The organism is Streptomyces coeruleoprunus, assembly GCF_039542925.1.
Taxonomy (GTDB): domain Bacteria; phylum Actinomycetota; class Actinomycetes; order Streptomycetales; family Streptomycetaceae; genus Streptomyces; species Streptomyces coeruleoprunus.
In genome coordinates, this window is sequence record NZ_BAABIT010000001.1 from 113,540 (window position 1) to 132,669 (window position 19,130).

Genomic DNA, 19,130 nt, shown 5'->3' on the forward strand with positions numbered 1-19,130 from the left:
GGGATCCGCAAGGTGCTCTGGCACCGGTCGGTCCACCTTTCTGCAGCGACGCCACCTCCCTCCGCTGCCACCGATCGCACAGGTCGACGACCCGTGGCTCGCGGTCGCCCTCTCGCGGTGGCGGGGCCGGTGGTGACCGCGGCGCGCGAGTCAGCCGGGCATGGCGGTGAGGACAGCCCGTCCTCGTCCGTCTAGCAGCCGGGACCGCCATGGCCAGGAACAGCCAGCCACCCGCCAGAGCAGCAGCGGCCGGACTCTCACCCCTCCAAGCCAGCCACACAGCAGGAACACCTCCCCCTCGGCCCTGGAAGACCTGCGTCTGTGCCAGGCGCCGGGGCATCGCGGCCGATAGTCGGCGACGGGGGCCGGGGACGGGGTCGGGGTGGGGGTCGGCGCAGAAGGCCAGGAACCGGGAGCCGCGGCTGGCGGACTGGGCAGGGCAGGAGGGTTGGCAGCGGACGGCGGACGCGGCTGCCATCCTGTGCCGCATGAAGGAGAAGACCTTCTGGGCGCTGATGGACGGGTTGAGCCGTCACCCCGGTGACCGAAGCGAGCGGCTGGAGTGGCTGCTCGGGGAGTTGCGGCGCCGGCCGGCGGCCGAGGGGGTGGAGTTTCAGGCGCGTCTGGAGGCTGCGTGCGAGGCCGTCGCCACGGACGCGCTGTGGCGGGCGGTGAGCCGGATTGAGGGCGGCCTTGTGTTCCGACGACGGCTTCGACTATTTCGCACTCTGGCTCGTGGCTCAGGGGCGAGGGACGTACAGGGCGGTCCTCGCTGATCCGGACGCGCTCGCTGACGTTTCCGAGGTGCAAGCCTGGTGGGACGGCACCAGCGGGAGTGGCACGACGACAAGTGGCTGGAATGGGAGAAGCTCGACTACGTGCCCCCGGAGGTCTTCGATGAGCTGACGGGACAGCAGGACGACTGCGGGAGGCGTTCTACGACGCCCTGGACGCCGTCCAGGAGACATGGCCGGAGCGTGAAGAGGAGGACCAGACCATGAGGGCAACGACGAACGGCGCGACACCCGGCTCGACGCGGGGACAGGCACACCTCAGCTTGACGCCCTCTTCCCTGCAGAGGCTCGCGCTTAGTCAGTGACACGGCGCCGCCGTCCGGAAGGGCAAGCGCAGACGCGGGGACTCGACGGTGCCACCCAGAGACCACCGCCCGGCGAGGCGATTCGCGCAGGCAACCTTCGCCATGGATGCGGCCGTCCACATCCGGCCCGAGCACCCGAACCGGGGCGCGCCGGCAGGGCGCGGGGACGCGCGGCCTGCGGGCGCGGCGTCAAGGCGTGCCCGTGGAAGAGCGGCCACATCCCCAAGAGCCGGCTCGCCGAACGAGGAAGGGGCGTCTGTCGGCGGCTATGCGGCAGTCCATCCGGCTGCGTTGGAGTACGACTCGTAGCTGTACCGGGTGCCGCGGTCCCATTCCTCGCCGGTGAGGTGCTCGTACGCGTTGTCGGGTACACAGAGCAGTGCCTCGGCCCACACGAGGTCGTTGACGAACGGTATGAAGCGCTCTGGGGCTCGAAGTACGCTCTCATACTCCTCACGGCCTGCGGCAACGACCGCAGCCCGGGTGTACAGGAACGCATCGCCCGACAGTCCACCGCCGTACTCCTTGTGGTCCAGCTGGTACAGAGCCCAGGGGAGCTGCTCGGCGAAGCCGACCACGTCACTCACAGGACCGTTCGCCAGGCGGGCTGTCAGCGCAGCGGCGAGCTGATCGCCCTCGGGGTCGGGGGTTGAAGGTCTGCACTCTTCGATGAGCTGCCAGAAGGCGTCTTCGTTCATGGTGAAGAGCTTGGCGGAAGGGTGTGACAAGTCGGGGCGCCACCGCCCGCCACTGCCCGGCGCCGCCGCGGCCGCCAGGGCCAGGGCCGGCACCAAGGACGGGGCTGGGACCGGCGGACGCCAGGGACGAGGACCCGGGGGCCCGCCGCCCGGTCGGCGGCCCGGATCGGCGCCGAGAACGGCCGCGGTCGGTGCGGAGGAGGCCCCCGGCCGACGGCCGTGAACAGCGACACGGCCACCCCAGCCCACCCAGACGACACGACAGCAGCCGGACAACAACAGCACCACGGCAGGGACAACGCGGAACCACAGCAGGAGGCTGTCTCGTGGACGCGTTTGATGGGTGCTCATCGTGCTGTTTCGCCGTTCGGGACGGGTTGCCCAGCCGGGGGCGACGAACTCAACTCGCGGATCTGACGGGCGATGTCCGGGTGTCCGTAGCGGTCGGTGAGCAGGGCCGCGCTTTCGATCAGGTGGTTTTTGGCTTCCCCGGTGAGGTCCTCAGCGAAGGTGTTGAGCAGGCCGGCGAGGAGTACCCATCGGCCCTGCGGCGCGTAGGCGGCGGCTTGTGCGTGGAGCTGCTCGAGGCGTGGGAGCGTCTTCTCGTCGATGGTGTGGGGTGCGGTGGCGTACCAGTAGGCCAGGGCGAGTGAGGGGTCGTTCATCAGCGTGTCCCGAAGGGCTCGGGCCTGGTCCAGGTGGCGGCGTTGTTCCGCGCGGCGTTGCTCTTCCTCGCGTTGGTGGCGTTCGTGTCGGGAGGCGGCTGTGAGGGCTTCGGGGTCGGCACTCAGGCTGACCTGTGCCCAGGTGAGCCTGACGGGGATGTGAGGGATGTCGATGGGTCGGCCGAGGAGAGTGTTGATGTGTGCGGCGGCCGGGACGCTGTCGGCCAGGGTGTGGGTGGAGGTGATGTTGCGGGCGATGGTCAGGGCGTGATGGGTGGCGGTGGCCTCCGGGGTGTGATGGGGCCGGGGCGAGGGGAGTTCTTCCCAGGCTCCGGCGAGGGTGAGGGTGAACGGGTGGCCGGGGGTGGTGCTGGGCGCCGGACAGGTGATGTCGATACTGCCTGCCCGGGGCGCGGGCCAGCCGGACTTTCTACGGTGTGGTCGGCGCATCGTCTGAGCGTGTGGGGGCGGCCGGGTCTGCTTCTCGGATCGCGATGAGCACCTCGTCGCGCAGGCGGGTTCGTTCGGTGGGCGCCTGTCCGGCGTAGGCGGGCTCCCAGCCGTTGGCTGCGTGGTTGAGGACAATGAAGCGCTGGGGGAGGTATGTGTGGTCGGTGTCTGAGCGGAAAACGGCTTCGGTGAAAGTGGCGACGACGGTGGTCCGGAGGGCGGGGTGCGCAAGGGCCGCGTCGAGCCACGTGCTGACAGCGTCCTGGACGTGACGGCTCTTGGCGTCGTCGAGGGACCGGCGCCAGCCGGTGAGGGTCCAGGATCCGGGTGTGGTGGGGTGGGCGGTCAGAAGGACGGGGATGCCGTCGGGGCCTGTACGTTCCGCTAGGTGCAGGAAGGCCCTGCGGGCTGCAGCGGTCTGGTTGTGGTCACCGCCGAACCAGGTGGTGAGCCTGTCACGGATGCGTTGCTGGAAGCCGTCGTGGTCCCATAGGGTCACCAGGGCGTCGCCGACGGTTTGGGTGACCTGGGGGTCGTCAGTGTGGACGGCGAGCTCGGCCAGCCGTCTGAGGGCGACCTCGGCGTAGGCGGGGGCAAGGTGGGCCATCGCTTCGGCGAGTGCGCGTTTGAGTGCGGGCGGGGTGTGTCGCTTCTTGTCCGTGGTGGGCTCGTCGGGGGCCTTGGCCCAGTCGAGGTACCGATCGCGGGCGAGTTTGCCGGCCACCGGGTCGAGGGCAGCGGCGACGAGAAGATCCGCGGCGTGGCCTTTGAGGTCCTTGGAGGCTGCCCAGTTCGTGGCGGTCGCACGCAGGACCGTCAGGCTCTGCTTGGTGAGGGTGTAGCGGGTGGTCCACTGGCTGACGCGGTCGGCCAGGGGGATGCCGAGTTCGCTGGGCAGGAGTTCGGCTTGTTCGGCGGTCCAGCGGGTGAAGGCTTCGACGTGGTGGGGGCGGTCGGCCCAGAAGTAGTCGACGACGGCTTCGGCGTATCCGGGCCTTAGGAAGCGGATGCGGTCGTCGGCTCCGAGGTCGGCTTTGATGCTGTCGGTGAGCGCGATGATGCCTGGGCCGTGCTGGCCGTTGATGGGCGCTGGTGTGTCACCGAGTGCTGTGCCGAGGGTGATGTGGGCGTCGTAGACGCTCTGGGCGGGTGCTCCGTCGAGTACGGCAGCGGCGAGCAGGTAGGTGCGGTGGCTGCTGTCCGTCTCCTTGTTGTGCCACTCGAGGAGTGTGCGGCGCCAGTTCTGGGCGGATTGGACGACGAAGTCGACTAGCTCGTCGAAGCTCTTGTGCTCGGTGGTCGTGCGGTCGAGGGCCACGGCCGCGGCGATCTTGTCGGCCCAGTCGACGGCCTGGGCCGGTGTGGCGTTCTTGAGCTGCTTGGTGATCCTGCCGTCGCCGAGCCACTGGCTCAATTCGCTTTGGGGCAGTGGCTGATCGGCCAGGCGGGCTCGAGCTACGGTGAGGGCGTCGGCAGGGCTGAGGTGGTGGTCCATGCCTGGGGCTTCGCCGGCCACGCTCGCCCAGGTGTCGGAGTGGACGACGGCAATGACGAAGGAGCGGGTCTCGCTCAGGTGGTCGGCGACCTCCGCGAGGTGAAGCCCGGTCGTGATGGGCAACGGCTGTGTCTCGTGTCTCAGATCCAGGATCCAGCCGGTGCCTTCGTCCAGGAGACCCTCGAGCTCAACCTTCTCATCAGGCACGCGCCTGACCTGGCGGATGGTCTGCACGCCCAGTGTGTTCAGCGTGTGCAGCGCGGTGGTGTAGCGGCCCGTGCCGTTGCCGGCGTGGATGACCGCGACCCGGTGAGCGTCGAGGATCGCGTGGAGTGCTTTTGTCGTGTCGTCGTGTTCGACATAGCCGCTGAGGCGGCGGCGGATCCAGTCATCCGTCAGGGGTGTGCCGCGCAGACGCTGGATCTCGTGGTTGTTCTGGATGCCGATGAGAGTGCCGTTGTTGGTGGTGACGGTCTGGTCGACCCGCGCCGTGGCTGTGGCGGCGTCGGCCGTATTGGTGTCGACACGGCCGTCCGCTGCGAGTTCAGTGTCGACTGCGGATGCCGCTGCCGGCCCCGGTGGCTGCTCCGCCGTGGACGGGGCGCTGTCCTCGATGGGCTCGGCAGGCTTTTCAGCGGCGGGCACGGCGGTCTCGGATGCGGGTTCGGCAAAGCCGGTGACGTGGGTCTGGCCGGTGCCGGTGTCTTCGGTCGGGGGGCCAGCCGCAGGTGCCGCCGTGATGGCAGGCGGCTCGGGGGGCCGGCTGGGGGGAGTCAGTTCGTTCAGTGTCAACGCGCGGTCCTTCATGCGGTCGGTGCCGTTGCGCGGGTGCGCAGCGGGAGGCGTCTGCGCTGCTATCCGCCGATCCGGCGTGCCTTCATGCCGATCAGCTTGGCGCCGGCGTCGACCGTCTCCACCTGCTGCGTGACCTGGGCGTGGCTGGTGATCTCGTCGGCGTCCATGCCGGTGGCCTCGCCGGTGAGCGTGGTCAGCTTCTGGTCCACGAAGGGGCCGGAGGCGGGGCGGGCCTCGCCTGCGAAGGTCAGGCGCTGCCCGTAGACGTCTTCCAGGAGGTTGCGCAGCTTGCCCATGCTGCGCAGCAGGCCCTGTTCTGGTGTCAGCTCGGCCGGCTCTCGACTGACGTACTCCTCGAGGAAGTCGTGGAGCAGGTCGAGTTCGGCGTGCCGGGCGTGTAGCCGTTGCTCGTTCGGCTGGAGGGGTAGCTCGAGGGTGCCGACGAGTGTGTCGGGGATCGTGAGGTCCGGCTCGGGTTCGGTGCGCCGGGGGCTGAGCAGGCGTTCCAGGCGCTGGTACAGGAAGGTCAGGGTGGCGGGCACGGCTGAACTGATCAGGGCGATCTCTACAGGATCCGGCATTGTTCCACTCCCCCGCTGGCCCGGATTGACAGAACCTTGATTCTCACGAAGGTTCCGGGCTTCGTTGAGCGCTTTCTTGAATGTGGCGGAATCCTCTTGCCGGGAGGGATCTTCCTTTCCTCGACCGAATTTCATTCGTGTCGGATCAGGCCATTTGTCCGGTCAGTGCGGGGGTTCCTGGTGATCAGTTTCGGTGACTGCCCTGTGTCCGTGCCGCAGATAGGGGGCTTCGTCGGGGTGCCGGGCGACCCTGGACTGCCGCCAGGCGACGTCGAATGAGGTGCGTCCGCGGCTTCGTCTGGACACTTGAAGGGCCTGCCAGCTGGTCACGGGGTCGAGGACCCAGCGGATGAGGTGAAGTCGCATAGCCGTAGCGTCCCGCGCACTGACCGACCGGCGGTGGATCCGGAAATCGCACTCCGCAGCAAGCCGCCACGCCAACTTTTTCCGCCATCATTTTTGCTCATGCACTGTGAAATTTGATGTTCTTTGTTTCTGCTGTTATGCATGAGGATCGGGCCGACGGGTTCGGGATGAATACATATCGGCCACCGTCCGCGGGCGGGGTTCTTCTCCCGCGGTCTGGGGGCGGCGTCCCTGGCTGAGGTGCTGGACGTGCATGGTGTCGGGTGTGGCGTTGGGCGGTCAGTCTGTGGTGTCAGCCCCGGGCACTGGTTGCTGGTCTGCGGAGCGTGGCCAGGGGACCGACTTGTCCATCAGGGCGGTGATATCGGCGATGTCGCTGCCGCGGTGGTTCGGGTTGTAGCGCAGCCGCATTCGCCAGCGGTGCCGAGTGAGCCGTGCGTATGCGGGTTGATGCCGGCGTGGAGGGCGGTGAGCCCTGGGTCGTAGATCCACACGCCGTCGCGGTAGGGCATGAATCCGAGGCGTGACCAGGCTCGTCCCAGGCGGGTGCGTGCCTCCTCGTACGGAGTGCCGTCGTCGCGTTCGAGAGGGCGGGGAAGAATGCGATGACGCCTGAGTGGTGGGCGAGATACTCCAGGGCCATGCCGGTCAGCAGGACGCCGAGGCCGTGTCCGGGCAGGCGCCGGTCAATGGTCACACGGTCGACAGTCATGGTGCTTCCGGGGTTCGCGAGCGTCTCCCACAGATCGTGATGCAGGTCGCAGAGGGCGGGGGCGAAGAGGGCTTTGCCGATGGCGAGAAGGTCTTTGCTGAGGGTGTCGAACGTGCCGATCGGGTCGGTGCACCGGTTGGTGTCGATCAGGTGGAGTTGGATGCTGCCGAACTGAGTCCCGTCGGCGAGCGGGGCCCTCCTCGTTGAGGTGCATCCCGATGTCCTAGCGGTGGACGGCGTCGTCGTAGGCGATCCAGTGCCTCGCTGTTGTAGCTGAGGATGACGTCGTCGACTCCGAAGTCGACGACGATCTCGTCGGCCTCGTTGTGGTCCGGGAGGGTGCAGGGTAGGTGTGCGCACCGGTGATCGGCGCCTCGCGGGTGTGGAGGCGTGCTCGGTCGCGGCTGGCTGGTCACGCCTCGGTGTCCGCGTCGCAGGTGCGGGCGTGCGGGACAACGGGATGGTGGCTGTCGTGTTCAGTGGTCACGACGCCGGGTGCCTGGGGGAGGTCGTGTGCGGTGGCCAGGATGATCTGGGCGTCGTCGGCGGTGGTCTCGGTGATGACTTGAAGGGCCCGGCCGACGAGGCGGGTGCCTTCGTCGCCTGTCCCCAAACCGTCCACGGATGCGTCGAGCCACTGGGCGGCGGGAAGCAGCCATCCGGGCAGCGTACGTGAGGCATCCCCGCTGAGCGGGCGAGTTGCGGGACGGTTCGGCCGTTCAGTTTAGGGGCGACGGTCCTGGGGTCGATGCTGGCACGGCGGATCTTTTCCGGTGCCATCGGGATGACCTTCTCGGCGAAGATGACCGACAGCTCTTTCGCGGTCTGATGGCGAACGTGCTGGGCGTCGCCTTCGGCCATCGTCCAGGCCACTCGGGCCTGTTCGGCCTCCTGACCGGTCCGTTCTACGAGACGTTCGAGGTCGCTCAGGCGTGAGAGTTCCTTGCGGCGCTCGCGCACGCCGTTGATCGCGGCCTTGTTCTCTTGCCACGGCGGCCGAGGCTTGCGCCTTGGCCGTCTCCCGTGGGGCAATCTCCGCGGCGCGATACGCGTCGGCGCGGCCGACGGCGTTCTGGGCGGCCTGAGCGGAGGTGCGGCGAGCCTCGACGGCGCGATGAGCGAGCGTCTGCGCGGTGTTCAGGGCTTGCTCGACGGCGGCCAGGGCCGCCTGTGCGAGTTGAGCCTCGGGGTACTGACACGCCTGCCGTGTGGACTGAGCACAACGGGGTCGGGCACCAGATCCGCCGACCAGGTTAGCTAAGGGCTGTCCCGCAACTGATCAGGAGAGTCGACAGTCCTCAGCTGAGCAGTGAGGATGTGGGGACATCGATTCGTTCGTCCATGGCATGGAGGCAGCTCGTGAGCCTGTCGTATCGAGCGCGGGTGGCGGCGTTGCTTGCGGACTCGCCGCTCACCTCAGAGGCGGTCGTCACGGACGTGCGCGATCTGCTGTCACACGGTGAAGAGGCATTGGCGATCGACACCATGTGCTCGTGGATCTACGAGGACGCTCTGCCCATCACCCGGGAGTATCACGCGAGCCTGATAGTCAGGCTGATCAAACGCCGGCTCTCTGGCCGGGCCTCCTTCGTTCTCCTGCCGCCCCGCGCCCTCGCCCAGCCACCATGACCGTCACGAAATAGAGAAGCAGCTGCCAGCGGCGGGGCGACGCCGGCGTACCTCCAGGCGGTACGCCCGTCGGTGGGGCTGCCATGCCCGGAGGCATCGGTGTCAACCAGACCGGCCAGAGGGACACCACGATGCTGCGCCCCTCGGTGATCCGCCGTTGCGCCACTTTCAGCCTGCGGGCGGGTAGGGCAGGGCGGTTCTTCGCTGCCTCGAAATACCTGTCATACACCTTCTGGACTATGTCGTCCGCCAGTGGCTGCCCGCGCTGGACGTGGTCCACGACATCGATCAGGGCACCGAAGACGTCACCGAACTCACTCGCCGAGAGTCCTGCGGCCCGGCTTCGCTCGGCGAACTGTCCTGCCTTCTCGACAGCCGCGAGGGCCGCCGACACGGTGAGCACGATGCCGGTGGCCAGCTTCCAGCCGCCTCCCTGCTCGGCGAGCTCGGCGAACAGCGCCCCACCCGTCGCTGCGGAAAGCATGATCACGGGGTAGCCGAACCACCCTGCAAGAGCACGCAGGCGTTGCGATTCCAGCCTGAGTGCGTTGGCATAGATCTCGGCGTACGTCATCAACAAGGCCGCGCGCACAGGCACGGACCTCCGTGTCCAGCGCCGTCGCCGCCCGGTATTCCCTTGGAGGCCATTACCGTCTCCACCGCCATCCGTGCAGCAGGTGCCTGACTCTCCATGGCGCATCAGCTCCATTGTTGCGCTGCCTGCGTCACCCCGCATGACGCGGGTCAGTGAGGACAGCAGCCCAGAGTGCGAGTCGCTGCGCGTCATCGAGGTGACCCGCCACGTCGGCCGCCGTCCCGACGGTCAACGCCTTCCCGGTCGGCAGCTGAACGAGCGTGCGCACCGTTGCCCCTTGCCGCAGATAGCAGGGCCGCTTCGTGCAGCCGCCGGTGAACGTCACCGCAGGTGACGGTTCAAGCTACCGCATATATTGGGGTGCTATCTGGGGGACGACTTCAGACCGGCCCCGCCGTCGATGACCCGTCGGCCGCCCACCAGGGCCGACGGAGGCTTAGCGCACGATGTGACACCGATGTTCCTCAGACCCCGGTTCCGGCGCTCTGGCCGGGCAGGGTGGGCTCTTCGCCAGGGCCCGAGTAAGGCGCCAGTCGGTCCCGGTGCGACAAGACGTCGGCTGTCAGCGGAAGGCAGGAAGGCAGGGAAGCGGCACGCGGCTAACAGTTCTCGCTGATCACGTCCTCCAGCGTGGAAAGCGACGCCCGCTCCTCCTCGATCTTCTTTTCGACGACTTCTCGCACCTGCACGAGCGCCTTGATCTCCAGCTCCACCTCCGGATCGGGCTGCGCCTCCAGCTCGGCGATCCTGCGCGAGAGCTCGTCCGCATGGGCCTCGGCGGCACGAATGCTCGCCTTGAGCTCTTTCGCGATGCGCTTCATCATCTGGCACCCGGATTCCCTGGCAGCCGGTGCGTTCACGTCAGCACTCCCTTCGTCATGGCTCCCCGTCGTCGGAGCCCGCGCGGCCAGTATCGAAGCGCCCTCCTGCCCACACATGGCGAGCTAGCCCATCCGGACCGCTCGACCATCGATCGCCCGATACCCCTGTGGCCAGGAAGGAACCCGCGGGGACCTGACCACTCCTGACGCAGGGCACCGACCACCATGGAAGCGCAAGGGGCAGAACCCCTCGGTGGCGAGCATCTAACGGGCGCTTGCTAGGCGCACCAAGCGCGAGGCGTACCCCGAAGCCGTCGAACAGGCCCACACCGACTTCTTCGCCCTCCAGGTCGGCGAAGTCCCCGTACCCGCCCCGCTATCCCTGACCGAGCGCCACACTGATCACAGAGAGCTACTTGTCACTTCGCCACAGCTTCGGAGAGAACAGGGCCGGGTCAGCCCTGCTCCTTCGCCCTCGCCGCGTAGACGGGCACGTACTCCTGACCGGAGACCTCTGCTATAGCCTGCACAATCAGGTCAGAGACAGCCCTTCGGGCACTAGCGTCAGCGGCGGAGTCCTCGTACAGGGAGAGGTCGACGGGTTTACCGAAGGCGACCTTGACTTTGGCCGGACGCGGAAGCACGCGCCCGGGTGGCAGGACGCGATCGGTGCCGCTCATGGCCACCGGCACCACGGGCGCGCCGGACTTGAGAGCCAGCCATGCCACGCCCGTCTTGGCCCGGTAGAGCCGGCCGTCCGGGGAGCGTGTGCCCTCCGGGTAGATGCAGAAGACGCCGCCGTCCTTCACCACCCGAAGACACGCGTCAAGCGAGGCTACCGCCGCCCGTTGGTTCTCGCGGTCAACTGGAACCTGCCCACTGCCCCGCATGAAGGACGAGACGATCCGTGTCGGCCAGGAACCTCCCTCAAAGTACTCCGCCTTCGCCATGAAGGTCACCTGTCGGTCCAGCACCAGCGGCAGGAAGGTGGAGTCCACGATGGACAGGTGGTTGGACGCAAGAATGACGCCGTTCGACTGCGGCACATTCTCCAGGCCCACGGCTTCGAGCCGCGCCGCGGTACGCAGCACCGGTCCGGTCAGCCGCTTCAAGTGCTCATACATCAATTCGTTCCTCTATTGGATCTGTGCCGGGCTCGCGTCGAGCGAACGCTGCAGGCTGGGCTGCGCCACCAGCAGAACGGCGCCGTCCAGTGCGACGATCACCGCCCCGGCCACGCTGACGAGATGCGGGACCGAGCGTCGCAGCCGCCCGGTCATGAGGCCATCGGCCCGAGATGCGCGTCCAGCGCAGCTTCGATCAACCGGTCGTGGCTGTCGGAACTTTCGCCGCCGAGGGCCAGTTGCAGGCTGCCCCAGGACCACAGTTGGGCGATGCCGTGCAGGTTCGCCCACAGGGCAGCCGCTGTGACTGCCGTCGAAGGCTCCAGCGCCTGTGCCCGGCACCGAGCGACGAGCTCGGTGACGCGCTGGAACATCGGGAGCGTCGCCTCCCTCAGCCGAGGCCCGTCCGGAGTTCCACTCTGCTCGCCGCTGTCGAGCAGGTCGTGACGGAACATCAACTCGAACATGCCGCGCCGTTCCAGTGCGTAGGTGACGTACACCCGCGCCAGCGCCGCCAACTCATCACGCGGCACGGCAGCCCCTGCCGTGGCTGCGGCGGACCGCGCGCCCAGCTCCTCGAAGCCTCTGCGCGCGATGGCCGACAACAGCGCCCGGTGTGTCGGAAAGTAGCGCCGCGGCGCACCGTGCGACACACCTGCCCGGCGGGCGATCTCCCGAAGACCAACCGAAGCGGTGCCCTCAGACAGCACCAGCTCTACGCCGGCATCGATCAGTCGTTCCCGCAGGGGCCCTTCAACATCCATAGACAGTGTCTACCAGACATCCGTAGACAGCGTCTACCGGCAACTCATCTGCGCGGACTGAGGGCGGAGGTCCGCGTGGTGCCGTGCGCCGTTTGCTCCGGGTTCGGGGATCAACCAGGCCGTGGTTAGCGGTAAGAGCCTGACGCTGTCGGGGATCCTGGGAGGGCTGTTGCCGGGAAGATCGTCACGCTGCTTCGCGGAGGTTCGGCGAAGTGTGTCTGCGCTTGCAGTGGCACCGAATCTGGCAGGCGTGACCCGGATGAGCCCCTGATCGCTTGTCGGGTATGAACGCAAATAAGCGCGCACTCGCCGCCATCGTCCTCTCGGGAGTGACAGTCATGTCCACCCCTGCCACCGCCAACGCCTATTCACCGGTCCCGGCGACGGGAAGTCTGCTCGCTCCCGCGAACGCCCTCGGTAGCGTCAATCCGACCAACCCCAACACCGTCGCCCCCGGTAGGGCTGCTCAACCAACTCTTGTTCGGCCTCTTCTGAATCGTCGCCGGATCTCACCCGAGGCCGTTCGATCCCTGCACCCAGGGATCGAGGGCGCCGGCGAGCCGGGCCGGGGCGGTCAGGAGAAACAGCCGGCCGACCTCGGCTCGGTCCGGAAGTCGAAGACGCGGGTGAACAGTCCGGTGACCGGCACTCGGCCGAACCTCCGCGAATCAGCGTGACGATCTTCCCGGCAACAGCCCTCCCAGGATCCCCGACAGCGTCAGGCTCTAGGGGCTGTCCGATGGGTCGTGTGAGGTGATCAGGGCCGTGGCTTAGGCGCAGATGAGCTTCTCCGAAGGCGCCGGCGTCGGGCTCGCTGGCACTGAGAGTTCGTCGCCAATCCGCCCACGCTTGCCTGCGTCGGCCGGTTGAGGAATTTGGTTGTGGTGAATCAAGGGGATGCGGTGATACTCCGGTATGAGTAGAGACGCCGAGGTCATCGTGCTCGCCCGCTGGTCGGACGAGGTGATGGAACCGCTGACCCAGGACGACCCGGAACGCACGTGGCGAGGCCGTTTCGTCCCAATAGCGGGGCAATGGGGCTACGAGTTCGGGTGGGCCCTGGAGTTCGAGAAAATGCGTGCCCGCAAGGGCCTGCTCAGGCACCTGGAGTCGCTGCCGTGGCCGCATCCGCATACGGTGCAAGTTCTGCTTCGCGACCAGGACGACGACTGCTTCGGGCTATGGATGTTTCAGGAGGGCCGGCTGGTGGAAGTCACCATTCCGCGCACCGAGCGTTTCCACCAGCCGGCACCGCACAATGAGGACTTCGAACCCGACCCGGGCATGCTGCTGCGCACCGACCAAGACAGCTCTCTGCCCGAGCAGACCCCGGAAGCACGCCGCGACACACGCTCACCCTGGTAGACCGGGTTCGACAGCTCATCTTGGGGCGTCAGGGCTGTCGACGCGCGCGTACTCAGCGAACTGCGCCACCACTACCCGGGTGCCGATGAGCTCTGAACGAGGCGTCTCACTGCGGACGGAGCCATAGCCGGATAGCAGCCACGGTGACCGTCCCGTGGAAGACGTACGCCCGCTTGTCGAAGCGCGTGGCGATGGCTCGGAAGTTCTTGAGCCGGTTGATGGTCCGCTCGACCTCGTTGCGGCGGCGGTAGATCGTCTTGTCGAAGCCTGTGGGCCGGCCTCCTTGGCTGCCGCGGCGCCGGCGCTTGGCCGCTGGTCTCTCGGCTCGGGGATCGTGTGCTTGATCTGGAGTCTGTGCAGGTGACGCCGATTACGGCGTGATGAGTACGCCTTATCTCCCCCGATATGGTCGGGCCGAGTGCGCGGTCGTCCACCAGCCTGCCGGGGCACACGAATCTCTTCCAGGACCGGAATCATCTGGGGTGCGTCCCCCCACTGGCGGGGCGTGATGACAAACCCGAGCGGGCGACACCCACCTTCCTCAGCAAGGTGGATCTTGCTCGTGAGCCCGCCTCGCGAACGTCCCAGGGCCTCATCGGGACGGTGACGCGCCGGGCTCCTGCTCCGACCCGGGATCTTCGGGGCACGAGTCGAGGCACCAGCCGAGTGCTGATGAGCGCGGCAAGTCGTGGAATCGACGCCGACCATCTCCAGTCGATCCGGCCCTCGGCATCGGCGTCGGCCTGGACGGCCCGCAGGATCCTCTCCCACGTGCCGTCCGCCGACCACCTGCGATGAGGATCGTGAACCGTCTTCCAGCTACCGAAGCAGGGAGGCAGGTCCCGCCAGGGGAGGCCGGTCCGCTGCCGGAACAGAATCCCGTTGATCACACGGCGGTGGGATTGCCAGCGTCCACCCCGCCCGCAATTCGTCGGCAAGTGCGGCTCCAGTCGAGCCCACTCTTCATCCGAAAGATCTCCCCGCTCCATGTCCCACGGAACGAGTGCCCAGCGGGAGCGTCACGCGACCCGTCGGACAGCCCCTAGCGGCGGAGTTTCCGCGTCGCCGACGGTCTGGCCGCCGACTTCGGCCCCAGCGGTGCTTCGACACCCCGCTGTCGGAGTCCGGCATCGTCGGCTGTGCAGTCGGCATGGCCACGAACGGTGCTGAATCCGCCCGACAGCCACCGCTCGTCCACGACCAGCGCGCCCCTCAGTACGGCATGCGCAGGACGCCCAGGGTTCCGGAGTCCAAGGAGGTGCCGGCGTCGTCAGCCATGGGCACGAGCATGCGGCACACGCCTACGCATCCCCAGGAACAAAACGTGGCCCGGCGCTGTTCGCCGCAGGTGTGGCACGGTCAGTCCCTGGCGTAGCTGGCCTCGGGGATCCTGATCGCGTTCAGCGGTAGCTGGTGAAGTACGGGGCTTGTCCGCTCGCCCCGAACCCCGCGAAGCCCTCGAAGGACTCGTCGACCAGCAGCCGGTATACGAACTCGCTCTTCTTCGCCGTGCCGTCGTACACGCCGGCCGGGCCGGAGGCGCCGCAGGCCCAGTAGAGCCAGCGGCCGACGGCCTGGAGCTCGGTGGCGACGCACGGGGCGCCGGTGTTGAGGGTGCCGCGGGTTCCGGTGGCGAGGTTGTCGACCTTCAGCAGCCCGGCGGTCGAGCTCTGGCTCCAGGCCAGGGTCCCCCACACCGTGGTGGGCGTGATGGCTTGTGTGCGGATGGGGAGCTGGGTACCGCGCGCGTCGAGGTCGCCGATGTACTGCTGGCCGGTGTTGGTGCCGTTGACGACGGCGTAGCGGCCGGTGACCTCTGTGAGCTGGGACTTCATCGTCGGGACGTTGAAGAGGACGGTGGGGTCGTCTTTGAGGAGGGACCTGATGGCGGTGCTGTCGGCTTCGTTCATCGAGGTCCACAGGACTCTGCCGTCACCGGCTGACCAAGGGCCCTTGGTGTACGGGCTCTGGCTCCACCCGGCAGCGGTGTTGAAGCCCGGCGTCAGCCGTGAGCCGTCGGTGGTCACCGGCCGGGTGAAGAAGGAGGGCCAGAAGGTGCCGTCGGCTTCCTCGGTGGCGAGGGTGCCGCCCGCGAGGGAGAGCTGCCTGATCTTGGCTGGGACGGGTGCGATGTCGGTGAGGGTGGCGAGGGTCGGCGCCGCGGCGTCGCCCTTGGCTGCGGACACCCGGCGCATCGCCCAGTGGCCCGAGTCGGCCCCACCGGTCACCATCAGGTCGCCGCCGGGTATCTGGGTCATCGTGGGGTGGGCGTGCCGCAGCAGGGTGAGCGGGGCTCCGCCGGCAAGCGGCACGGCAACCAGCGGCATTCCGGCCACGTTCGCCGGATCGTTGGGGTAGGTCGTGCTTCGCGAGACGACGACCCAGTCGCCGGCCAGGCCGAGGCGTACCCATCCCTGACCGGCCGGCAGCGGCACGCTGTCCGGGACGGACAGGAGATCGGAGCGCGGGACGGCGTGGATCTGCTGCTGCTCGATCTCGTGCCAGACCAGACGGGTCTCATCGAGCGCGACCGCGACCTTTTCGGGCACCTGCGGGCCCGGCGCCAGCTGGGCCGTGGACAGGTCGAGCAGGGCGAGGTGGAAGGTGTCCGGGTCCGTAGTGGTGTCCCTCAGGCGAAGGACGACGCCACGGGCGTCACCGGCGAGCACTGCGGGCGAGATGACTGTGGCGGGGTCCGGTGCCTCGACGCGGCGCGTGGCGGTCGTCCCGTCGCTGGCGGCCTCGTGGAGGTAGAGGGTGTAGCGGGTGGGGACCCCAGGGGCGTAGGCCACGGTGTACGTCAGCACGGTGGTGCCGTAGACGCCGATGAGGGTGTGCCCCTCCGGGACCGTGACTGTGCGGGAGCTGCCGCCGGCGAGGTCACGCAAGTCGATGGTGGAGCCGCTGCGCGCGTACACAATGTCGGAGCCGACGGCAGGCCGGTAGGCATCGTCGAGCGTGGTGCTTTGTCCGTCCGCGAAGCTGGTCCACAGGTACGCGCTGGTGCCCTCCTCTTTGCGCAGGACACCGTGTGCCCCTGCTGACGCCAAGGTCACATCCCGCGGCACGTAACGGTCGGACTGGAACACGGTGTGCGGCGGCAGCGGCGGCTCCGCTGCCATCGCGACACTGCCGAGCGGCGCGATCGTGCCGACAGCGAGGCCCACTACCAAAGCGGCGCGAAAGACGGCGTGACCTGCCAACGCGATTCCCTCCCCTGAACGGCCGGCGCGGGGAGCAAGGGCATACCGCTCATTGCCCGTCCTGCCTGGCCCCCCAGTCGACGGACTCCCGTACCAAAGGGCTGGATCGTAACAGGGCATTATCTGGCGCCAGCAGGACGGCCCCGCAGGTCCGGGATGACGCGCCGCTGCTGCAGACACGGGCGAGTGTTCGTCGTCCGGCGGCCCCGTCGTGGGTGAGTGTCGCACCAGCGCCGCGCCTCGCTACGGAGGTCTCTCTAAAGAGCGTTCTGCCCCGGCGAAGGTGTTAGGTAAGTCAGTCGAGGATGATGGCGGGGTGTTGGTCAAAGTAGAGGCAGTGCAGCCGGCCCCATCGGGGCCCGTGGTTGTCCGGGTGCAGTCTGAGCCGGTTGCGCTCCCAGGTGCCGTCGAGGGCCCACATCCGCAGCCGGTTGTAGACGCCTCGCCAGTTGCCGTACGTCTGCGGCAGGTGGACCCACTGCGTGCCGGTCTGGAACTTGTGGGCGATCGCCTCGATCACCTGGCGATGGTCCCTTCACCGGCCGCCCCGCTTGGTGTCCGGTCCGGAAGTAGCGGTTCGATCCGCGCCCATTGCACGTCAGTCAACGGCATGACCTGACAACAAGAACTAGCGTTGCTGGACACTGCCCTAATCAGCCACGCCCGGAACCTTGCGCCGTGCTTCCGACAACCACAGCCCCTCACCACCGCGTGTCATGGACTCATCGATTCCCTCGACTACTTCCTTCAAATAGTCCAACCGGGCCTGTGCCAAGCTCAGCCGGCCGTTGGGACCGCCCCGGACGATGTGAGCATCCACGTCGTCCTGCCCGTCGTCCTCCCAGCCGCACTCGGGACAGACCTCGAAGTTTGCCCGCTCCTCCAACGTTCGCTGGAAGCAGCACGGGCACGCGATGAGGTCGCTCGCGGCGTCATTCGCGGGCCTGGTGGGCGGTTCTGCAGGGACCATGCCTGCCATCGTTCCGCTCCCTGGAGTGATCCACAATAGGCGGCCTAGCGACTCGACGGCTCGTAGAACGGCGCCGGTGGGAGGGCGAGACCGCCCCAGCGGTTCTGGAAGGCGGCAGCCCGGTCAGCCTCGGCGGCAGGGATCCCGTACGCGATCCACACCTCGCGGTGTCGCCGGAGGTCCTGTGGGGGGACGCGGATGCCGTGTACCTCGACGAAGCTCCGGGCGCTGCGGCTGAGACCGGCGGGGCTGGCCGGGGCGGGAGATACCGGGTTACCGGCCGTCACTACTGCTCGTCACCAGCGCCGGCGTGGAGCACGGCCGCCGCAATCTCCCGTACACGGTCCAGGGTGATTCCCGTGCGCTGTTCGACGGCAAGGGGATGATCGGTGGGCTCAAGCTGGACGAAGGGGCGCTCACCGACCGGGCGGGTGTGCACGTGCGTCTTCAGATTGAGAGTGGTCGGGTAGACCGGCAGGTCGGTGGTGAGCCAGCCGAAGTACGGCTTCTCAGCCTCGCGGCCGGGGGTGTCCCACAGGTCCGCAGCCCGGGAGAAGCTCTCGCGGCTCAGCGAGACCCAAACGCCCCAGGAGAACACCTCGTCACTGCCTATGACCGGTATCTCGATCATGCCCTTGACGAAGTAGTGCTGGCCGCGGATCACGCACTGGTCCGTGGACAGCAGGCAGTCATCGGCGTCGGCGAAAGCCGGATCCCACACCGCCGGAGCCTCGGCCGTGTAGTTCATCGGCAGCTCAGGGTGGTGGGCGCCGCAGCACGAGCAGGTGAAGCCGAAATCGCTGGTCATGGTGCTGGAGCCTAGTGAAGGCTTCCGGGATCATCGCGGGCGGTTCCGCTCTCAGCCGCCCCCTGCGGGCCAGCTAGCGCGCTCAGTCACACAAGCGGCTGTGACCGAGTACCTTACGTGGCCCCGGTGGACAACTTCGATGCACAGACAGGGCCGAGGCGGTTGCTCAAATCGAGAGGGCCCAGGGGTTGTCCCACGGTTCGGGCTCTTCGGGGTGGAGCATGCAGCGAATACAGCGCCGGAGTCCCGTTTCACCGGATCCGGCGGCGACGTTCATCCACGGCAAGGCATCCATGGCGTGCGCGCGTTCGTCTGTGGTGCAGGTGTCGATGGTCTGGTGGAGGTCCCTGGGGACGGGTTCGTTCGTGAGGCAGAGCCAGCCGATCGCCGCGGCCAGGCGGACTTCGGGGGGCTCTGTCCGGTCTTGCCACCGCTCACCGATCCACCGGACGGCCGGCGGGTGTGCGTGGGTCCGGGTGATCTCCGCTGTGGCGAGGAGCAGGGCGGCACGGACTATGGCGTCATGCTCCGTGGCGAACCTGGTGGCGAGGGCAGCTCGGACCTTGTGGTCGGCGTCGGCGGCGGTGGCCAGAGCGTAGGCGGTGTCGATGCGGATGGTGCGGTCGGCGTCGTTGAGAAGGGGCAGGAGTACGGGTGATTCGGCGGTGATGGCGGCTCGGGCGGCGGCCACCGACCAGCCTGCCGGGTAGCCGGTCACCTCGACGCCGTAGTCGTCGTAGTCGTCGGGAGCGTGGCGCCGAGGATCGGTGCGGTGCAGAAGGAGTTCATCGCGGGAGGCGACGCCGAAGTGCCGGGCGCGGGCCGGGTCGGAGAGTACGGCGAGGGCGGCGGCACGGTGTGAGTGGTGGGCATCGGTGGCGATGCGGATCAGGAACGGTACGGCGAGGGCGGCGGCGGCCCGGCTGTCGTTGGCGCACAGGCCCCCCAGCACGTCCGTCGCGCGGCTCGGGTCCTCGCCGGTTTGCAGCA

Annotated in this window: 21 protein-coding genes and 1 pseudogene; 5 read left to right on the forward strand and 17 right to left on the reverse strand. The window is 68.0% G+C overall.

The window, feature by feature from the left end; all coding sequences use genetic code 11:
* The first annotated feature begins 488 nt into the window (after positions 1-488).
* Together ABEB09_RS00535 and ABEB09_RS00540 are read left to right on the forward strand one after the other, a co-directional pair.
* Complete coding sequence (locus ABEB09_RS00535; RefSeq protein WP_345685942.1) at positions 489-776, forward strand: DUF4240 domain-containing protein; 288 nt, start codon at positions 489-491, stop codon at positions 774-776.
* Positions 736-906 (forward strand): hypothetical protein, encoded by a 171-nt coding sequence (locus tag ABEB09_RS00540; protein ID WP_345685944.1) that lies wholly within the window; start codon positions 736-738, stop codon positions 904-906. Before ABEB09_RS00535 ends, ABEB09_RS00540 begins: the two co-directional genes overlap by 41 nt.
* A gap of 459 nt (positions 907-1,365) precedes the next feature.
* On the opposite strand, the gene ABEB09_RS00545 is transcribed toward ABEB09_RS00540, so the two are convergent.
* From ABEB09_RS00545 to ABEB09_RS00560, 4 genes are all read right to left on the reverse strand, one after another.
* Positions 1,366-1,797, reverse strand: coding sequence for a DUF4240 domain-containing protein (locus tag ABEB09_RS00545; RefSeq protein ID WP_345685946.1), 432 nt, complete (start codon positions 1,795-1,797; stop codon positions 1,366-1,368).
* Between the two features lie 347 nt (positions 1,798-2,144).
* The gene (locus ABEB09_RS00550; protein ID WP_345685948.1) at positions 2,145-2,912 is read right to left on the reverse strand and encodes a hypothetical protein; all 768 of its coding nucleotides are present in this window, start codon (positions 2,910-2,912) and stop codon (positions 2,145-2,147) included.
* On the reverse strand, positions 2,893-5,199 hold the full coding sequence (locus ABEB09_RS00555; RefSeq protein WP_345685950.1) for a hypothetical protein: 2,307 nt from the start codon (positions 5,197-5,199) through the stop codon (positions 2,893-2,895). The genes ABEB09_RS00550 and ABEB09_RS00555 overlap by 20 nt, the downstream gene beginning before the upstream one ends.
* Positions 5,200-5,261: 62 nt before the next feature.
* Positions 5,262-5,783: a hypothetical protein gene (locus tag ABEB09_RS00560; RefSeq protein ID WP_345685952.1), complete on the reverse strand. Its 522-nt coding sequence runs from the start codon at positions 5,781-5,783 to the stop codon at positions 5,262-5,264.
* 985 nt (positions 5,784-6,768) lie between these two features.
* On the opposite strand from ABEB09_RS00560, the gene ABEB09_RS00565 reads away from it, so the two are divergent.
* Positions 6,769-7,068 carry a hypothetical protein gene (locus ABEB09_RS00565; RefSeq protein WP_345685954.1) on the forward strand — a complete coding sequence of 100 codons (300 nt, stop codon included), beginning with the start codon at positions 6,769-6,771 and terminating at the stop codon, positions 7,066-7,068.
* 205 nt (positions 7,069-7,273) lie between these two features.
* Here the strand turns inward: ABEB09_RS00565 and ABEB09_RS00570 are convergent, their stop codons facing one another.
* Complete coding sequence (locus ABEB09_RS00570) at positions 7,274-7,474, reverse strand: hypothetical protein (protein ID WP_345685956.1); 201 nt, start codon at positions 7,472-7,474, stop codon at positions 7,274-7,276.
* Between the two features lie 728 nt (positions 7,475-8,202).
* Between ABEB09_RS00570 and ABEB09_RS34800 the strand changes: the two genes are divergently transcribed.
* A complete protein-coding gene (locus ABEB09_RS34800; RefSeq protein ID WP_380841714.1) occupies positions 8,203-8,490 on the forward strand; it encodes a MafI family immunity protein in 288 nt (95 codons plus the stop codon).
* Here ABEB09_RS34800 and ABEB09_RS00575 read toward each other — a convergent pair.
* The 5 genes from ABEB09_RS00575 to ABEB09_RS00595 form a co-directional block, all read right to left on the reverse strand.
* Positions 8,420-9,088 carry a hypothetical protein gene (locus ABEB09_RS00575; RefSeq protein ID WP_345685958.1) on the reverse strand — a complete coding sequence of 223 codons (669 nt, stop codon included), beginning with the start codon at positions 9,086-9,088 and terminating at the stop codon, positions 8,420-8,422. The two genes, ABEB09_RS34800 and ABEB09_RS00575, sit on opposite strands and share 71 nt — an antisense overlap.
* A gap of 596 nt (positions 9,089-9,684) precedes the next feature.
* The gene (locus ABEB09_RS00580) at positions 9,685-9,945 is read right to left on the reverse strand and encodes a hypothetical protein (RefSeq protein WP_345685960.1); all 261 of its coding nucleotides are present in this window, start codon (positions 9,943-9,945) and stop codon (positions 9,685-9,687) included.
* Between the two features lie 416 nt (positions 9,946-10,361).
* Positions 10,362-11,030: a lysophospholipid acyltransferase family protein gene (locus tag ABEB09_RS00585; protein WP_345685962.1), complete on the reverse strand. Its 669-nt coding sequence runs from the start codon at positions 11,028-11,030 to the stop codon at positions 10,362-10,364.
* 12 nt (positions 11,031-11,042) lie between these two features.
* A complete protein-coding gene (locus ABEB09_RS00590) occupies positions 11,043-11,186 on the reverse strand; it encodes a hypothetical protein (protein ID WP_345685964.1) in 144 nt (47 codons plus the stop codon).
* Positions 11,183-11,794, reverse strand: coding sequence for a TetR/AcrR family transcriptional regulator (locus tag ABEB09_RS00595; protein WP_345685966.1), 612 nt, complete (start codon positions 11,792-11,794; stop codon positions 11,183-11,185). Before ABEB09_RS00595 ends, ABEB09_RS00590 begins: the two co-directional genes overlap by 4 nt.
* 915 nt (positions 11,795-12,709) lie before the next feature.
* Between ABEB09_RS00595 and ABEB09_RS00600 the strand changes: the two genes are divergently transcribed.
* Positions 12,710-13,159, forward strand: coding sequence for a hypothetical protein (locus ABEB09_RS00600; protein WP_345685968.1), 450 nt, complete (start codon positions 12,710-12,712; stop codon positions 13,157-13,159).
* 15 nt (positions 13,160-13,174) lie between these two features.
* On the opposite strand, the gene ABEB09_RS00605 is transcribed toward ABEB09_RS00600, so the two are convergent.
* The 7 genes and pseudogenes from ABEB09_RS00605 to ABEB09_RS00630 form a co-directional block, all read right to left on the reverse strand.
* A complete protein-coding gene (locus tag ABEB09_RS00605; RefSeq protein ID WP_380841718.1) occupies positions 13,175-13,867 on the reverse strand; it encodes a transposase in 693 nt (230 codons plus the stop codon).
* Between the two features lie 110 nt (positions 13,868-13,977).
* A pseudogene (locus ABEB09_RS34805) lies at positions 13,978-14,148 on the reverse strand (transposase); the annotation flags it as partial.
* A gap of 411 nt (positions 14,149-14,559) precedes the next feature.
* Positions 14,560-16,326 carry a hypothetical protein gene (locus ABEB09_RS00610; RefSeq protein ID WP_345685970.1) on the reverse strand — a complete coding sequence of 589 codons (1,767 nt, stop codon included), beginning with the start codon at positions 16,324-16,326 and terminating at the stop codon, positions 14,560-14,562.
* Between the two features lie 331 nt (positions 16,327-16,657).
* Positions 16,658-16,882, reverse strand: a complete 225-nt coding sequence (locus ABEB09_RS00615; protein ID WP_345685972.1) for a transposase — start codon at positions 16,880-16,882, stop codon at positions 16,658-16,660.
* A 129-nt stretch (positions 16,883-17,011) separates the two neighbouring features.
* Positions 17,012-17,341, reverse strand: a complete 330-nt coding sequence (locus tag ABEB09_RS00620; protein ID WP_345685974.1) for a CPCC family cysteine-rich protein — start codon at positions 17,339-17,341, stop codon at positions 17,012-17,014.
* Between the two features lie 277 nt (positions 17,342-17,618).
* Positions 17,619-18,080 (reverse strand): DUF2199 domain-containing protein, encoded by a 462-nt coding sequence (locus tag ABEB09_RS00625; protein WP_345693801.1) that lies wholly within the window; start codon positions 18,078-18,080, stop codon positions 17,619-17,621.
* A gap of 226 nt (positions 18,081-18,306) precedes the next feature.
* On the reverse strand, positions 18,307-19,092 hold the full coding sequence (locus ABEB09_RS00630) for a hypothetical protein (protein WP_345685976.1): 786 nt from the start codon (positions 19,090-19,092) through the stop codon (positions 18,307-18,309).
* Between the last annotated feature and the right edge of the window lie 38 nt (positions 19,093-19,130).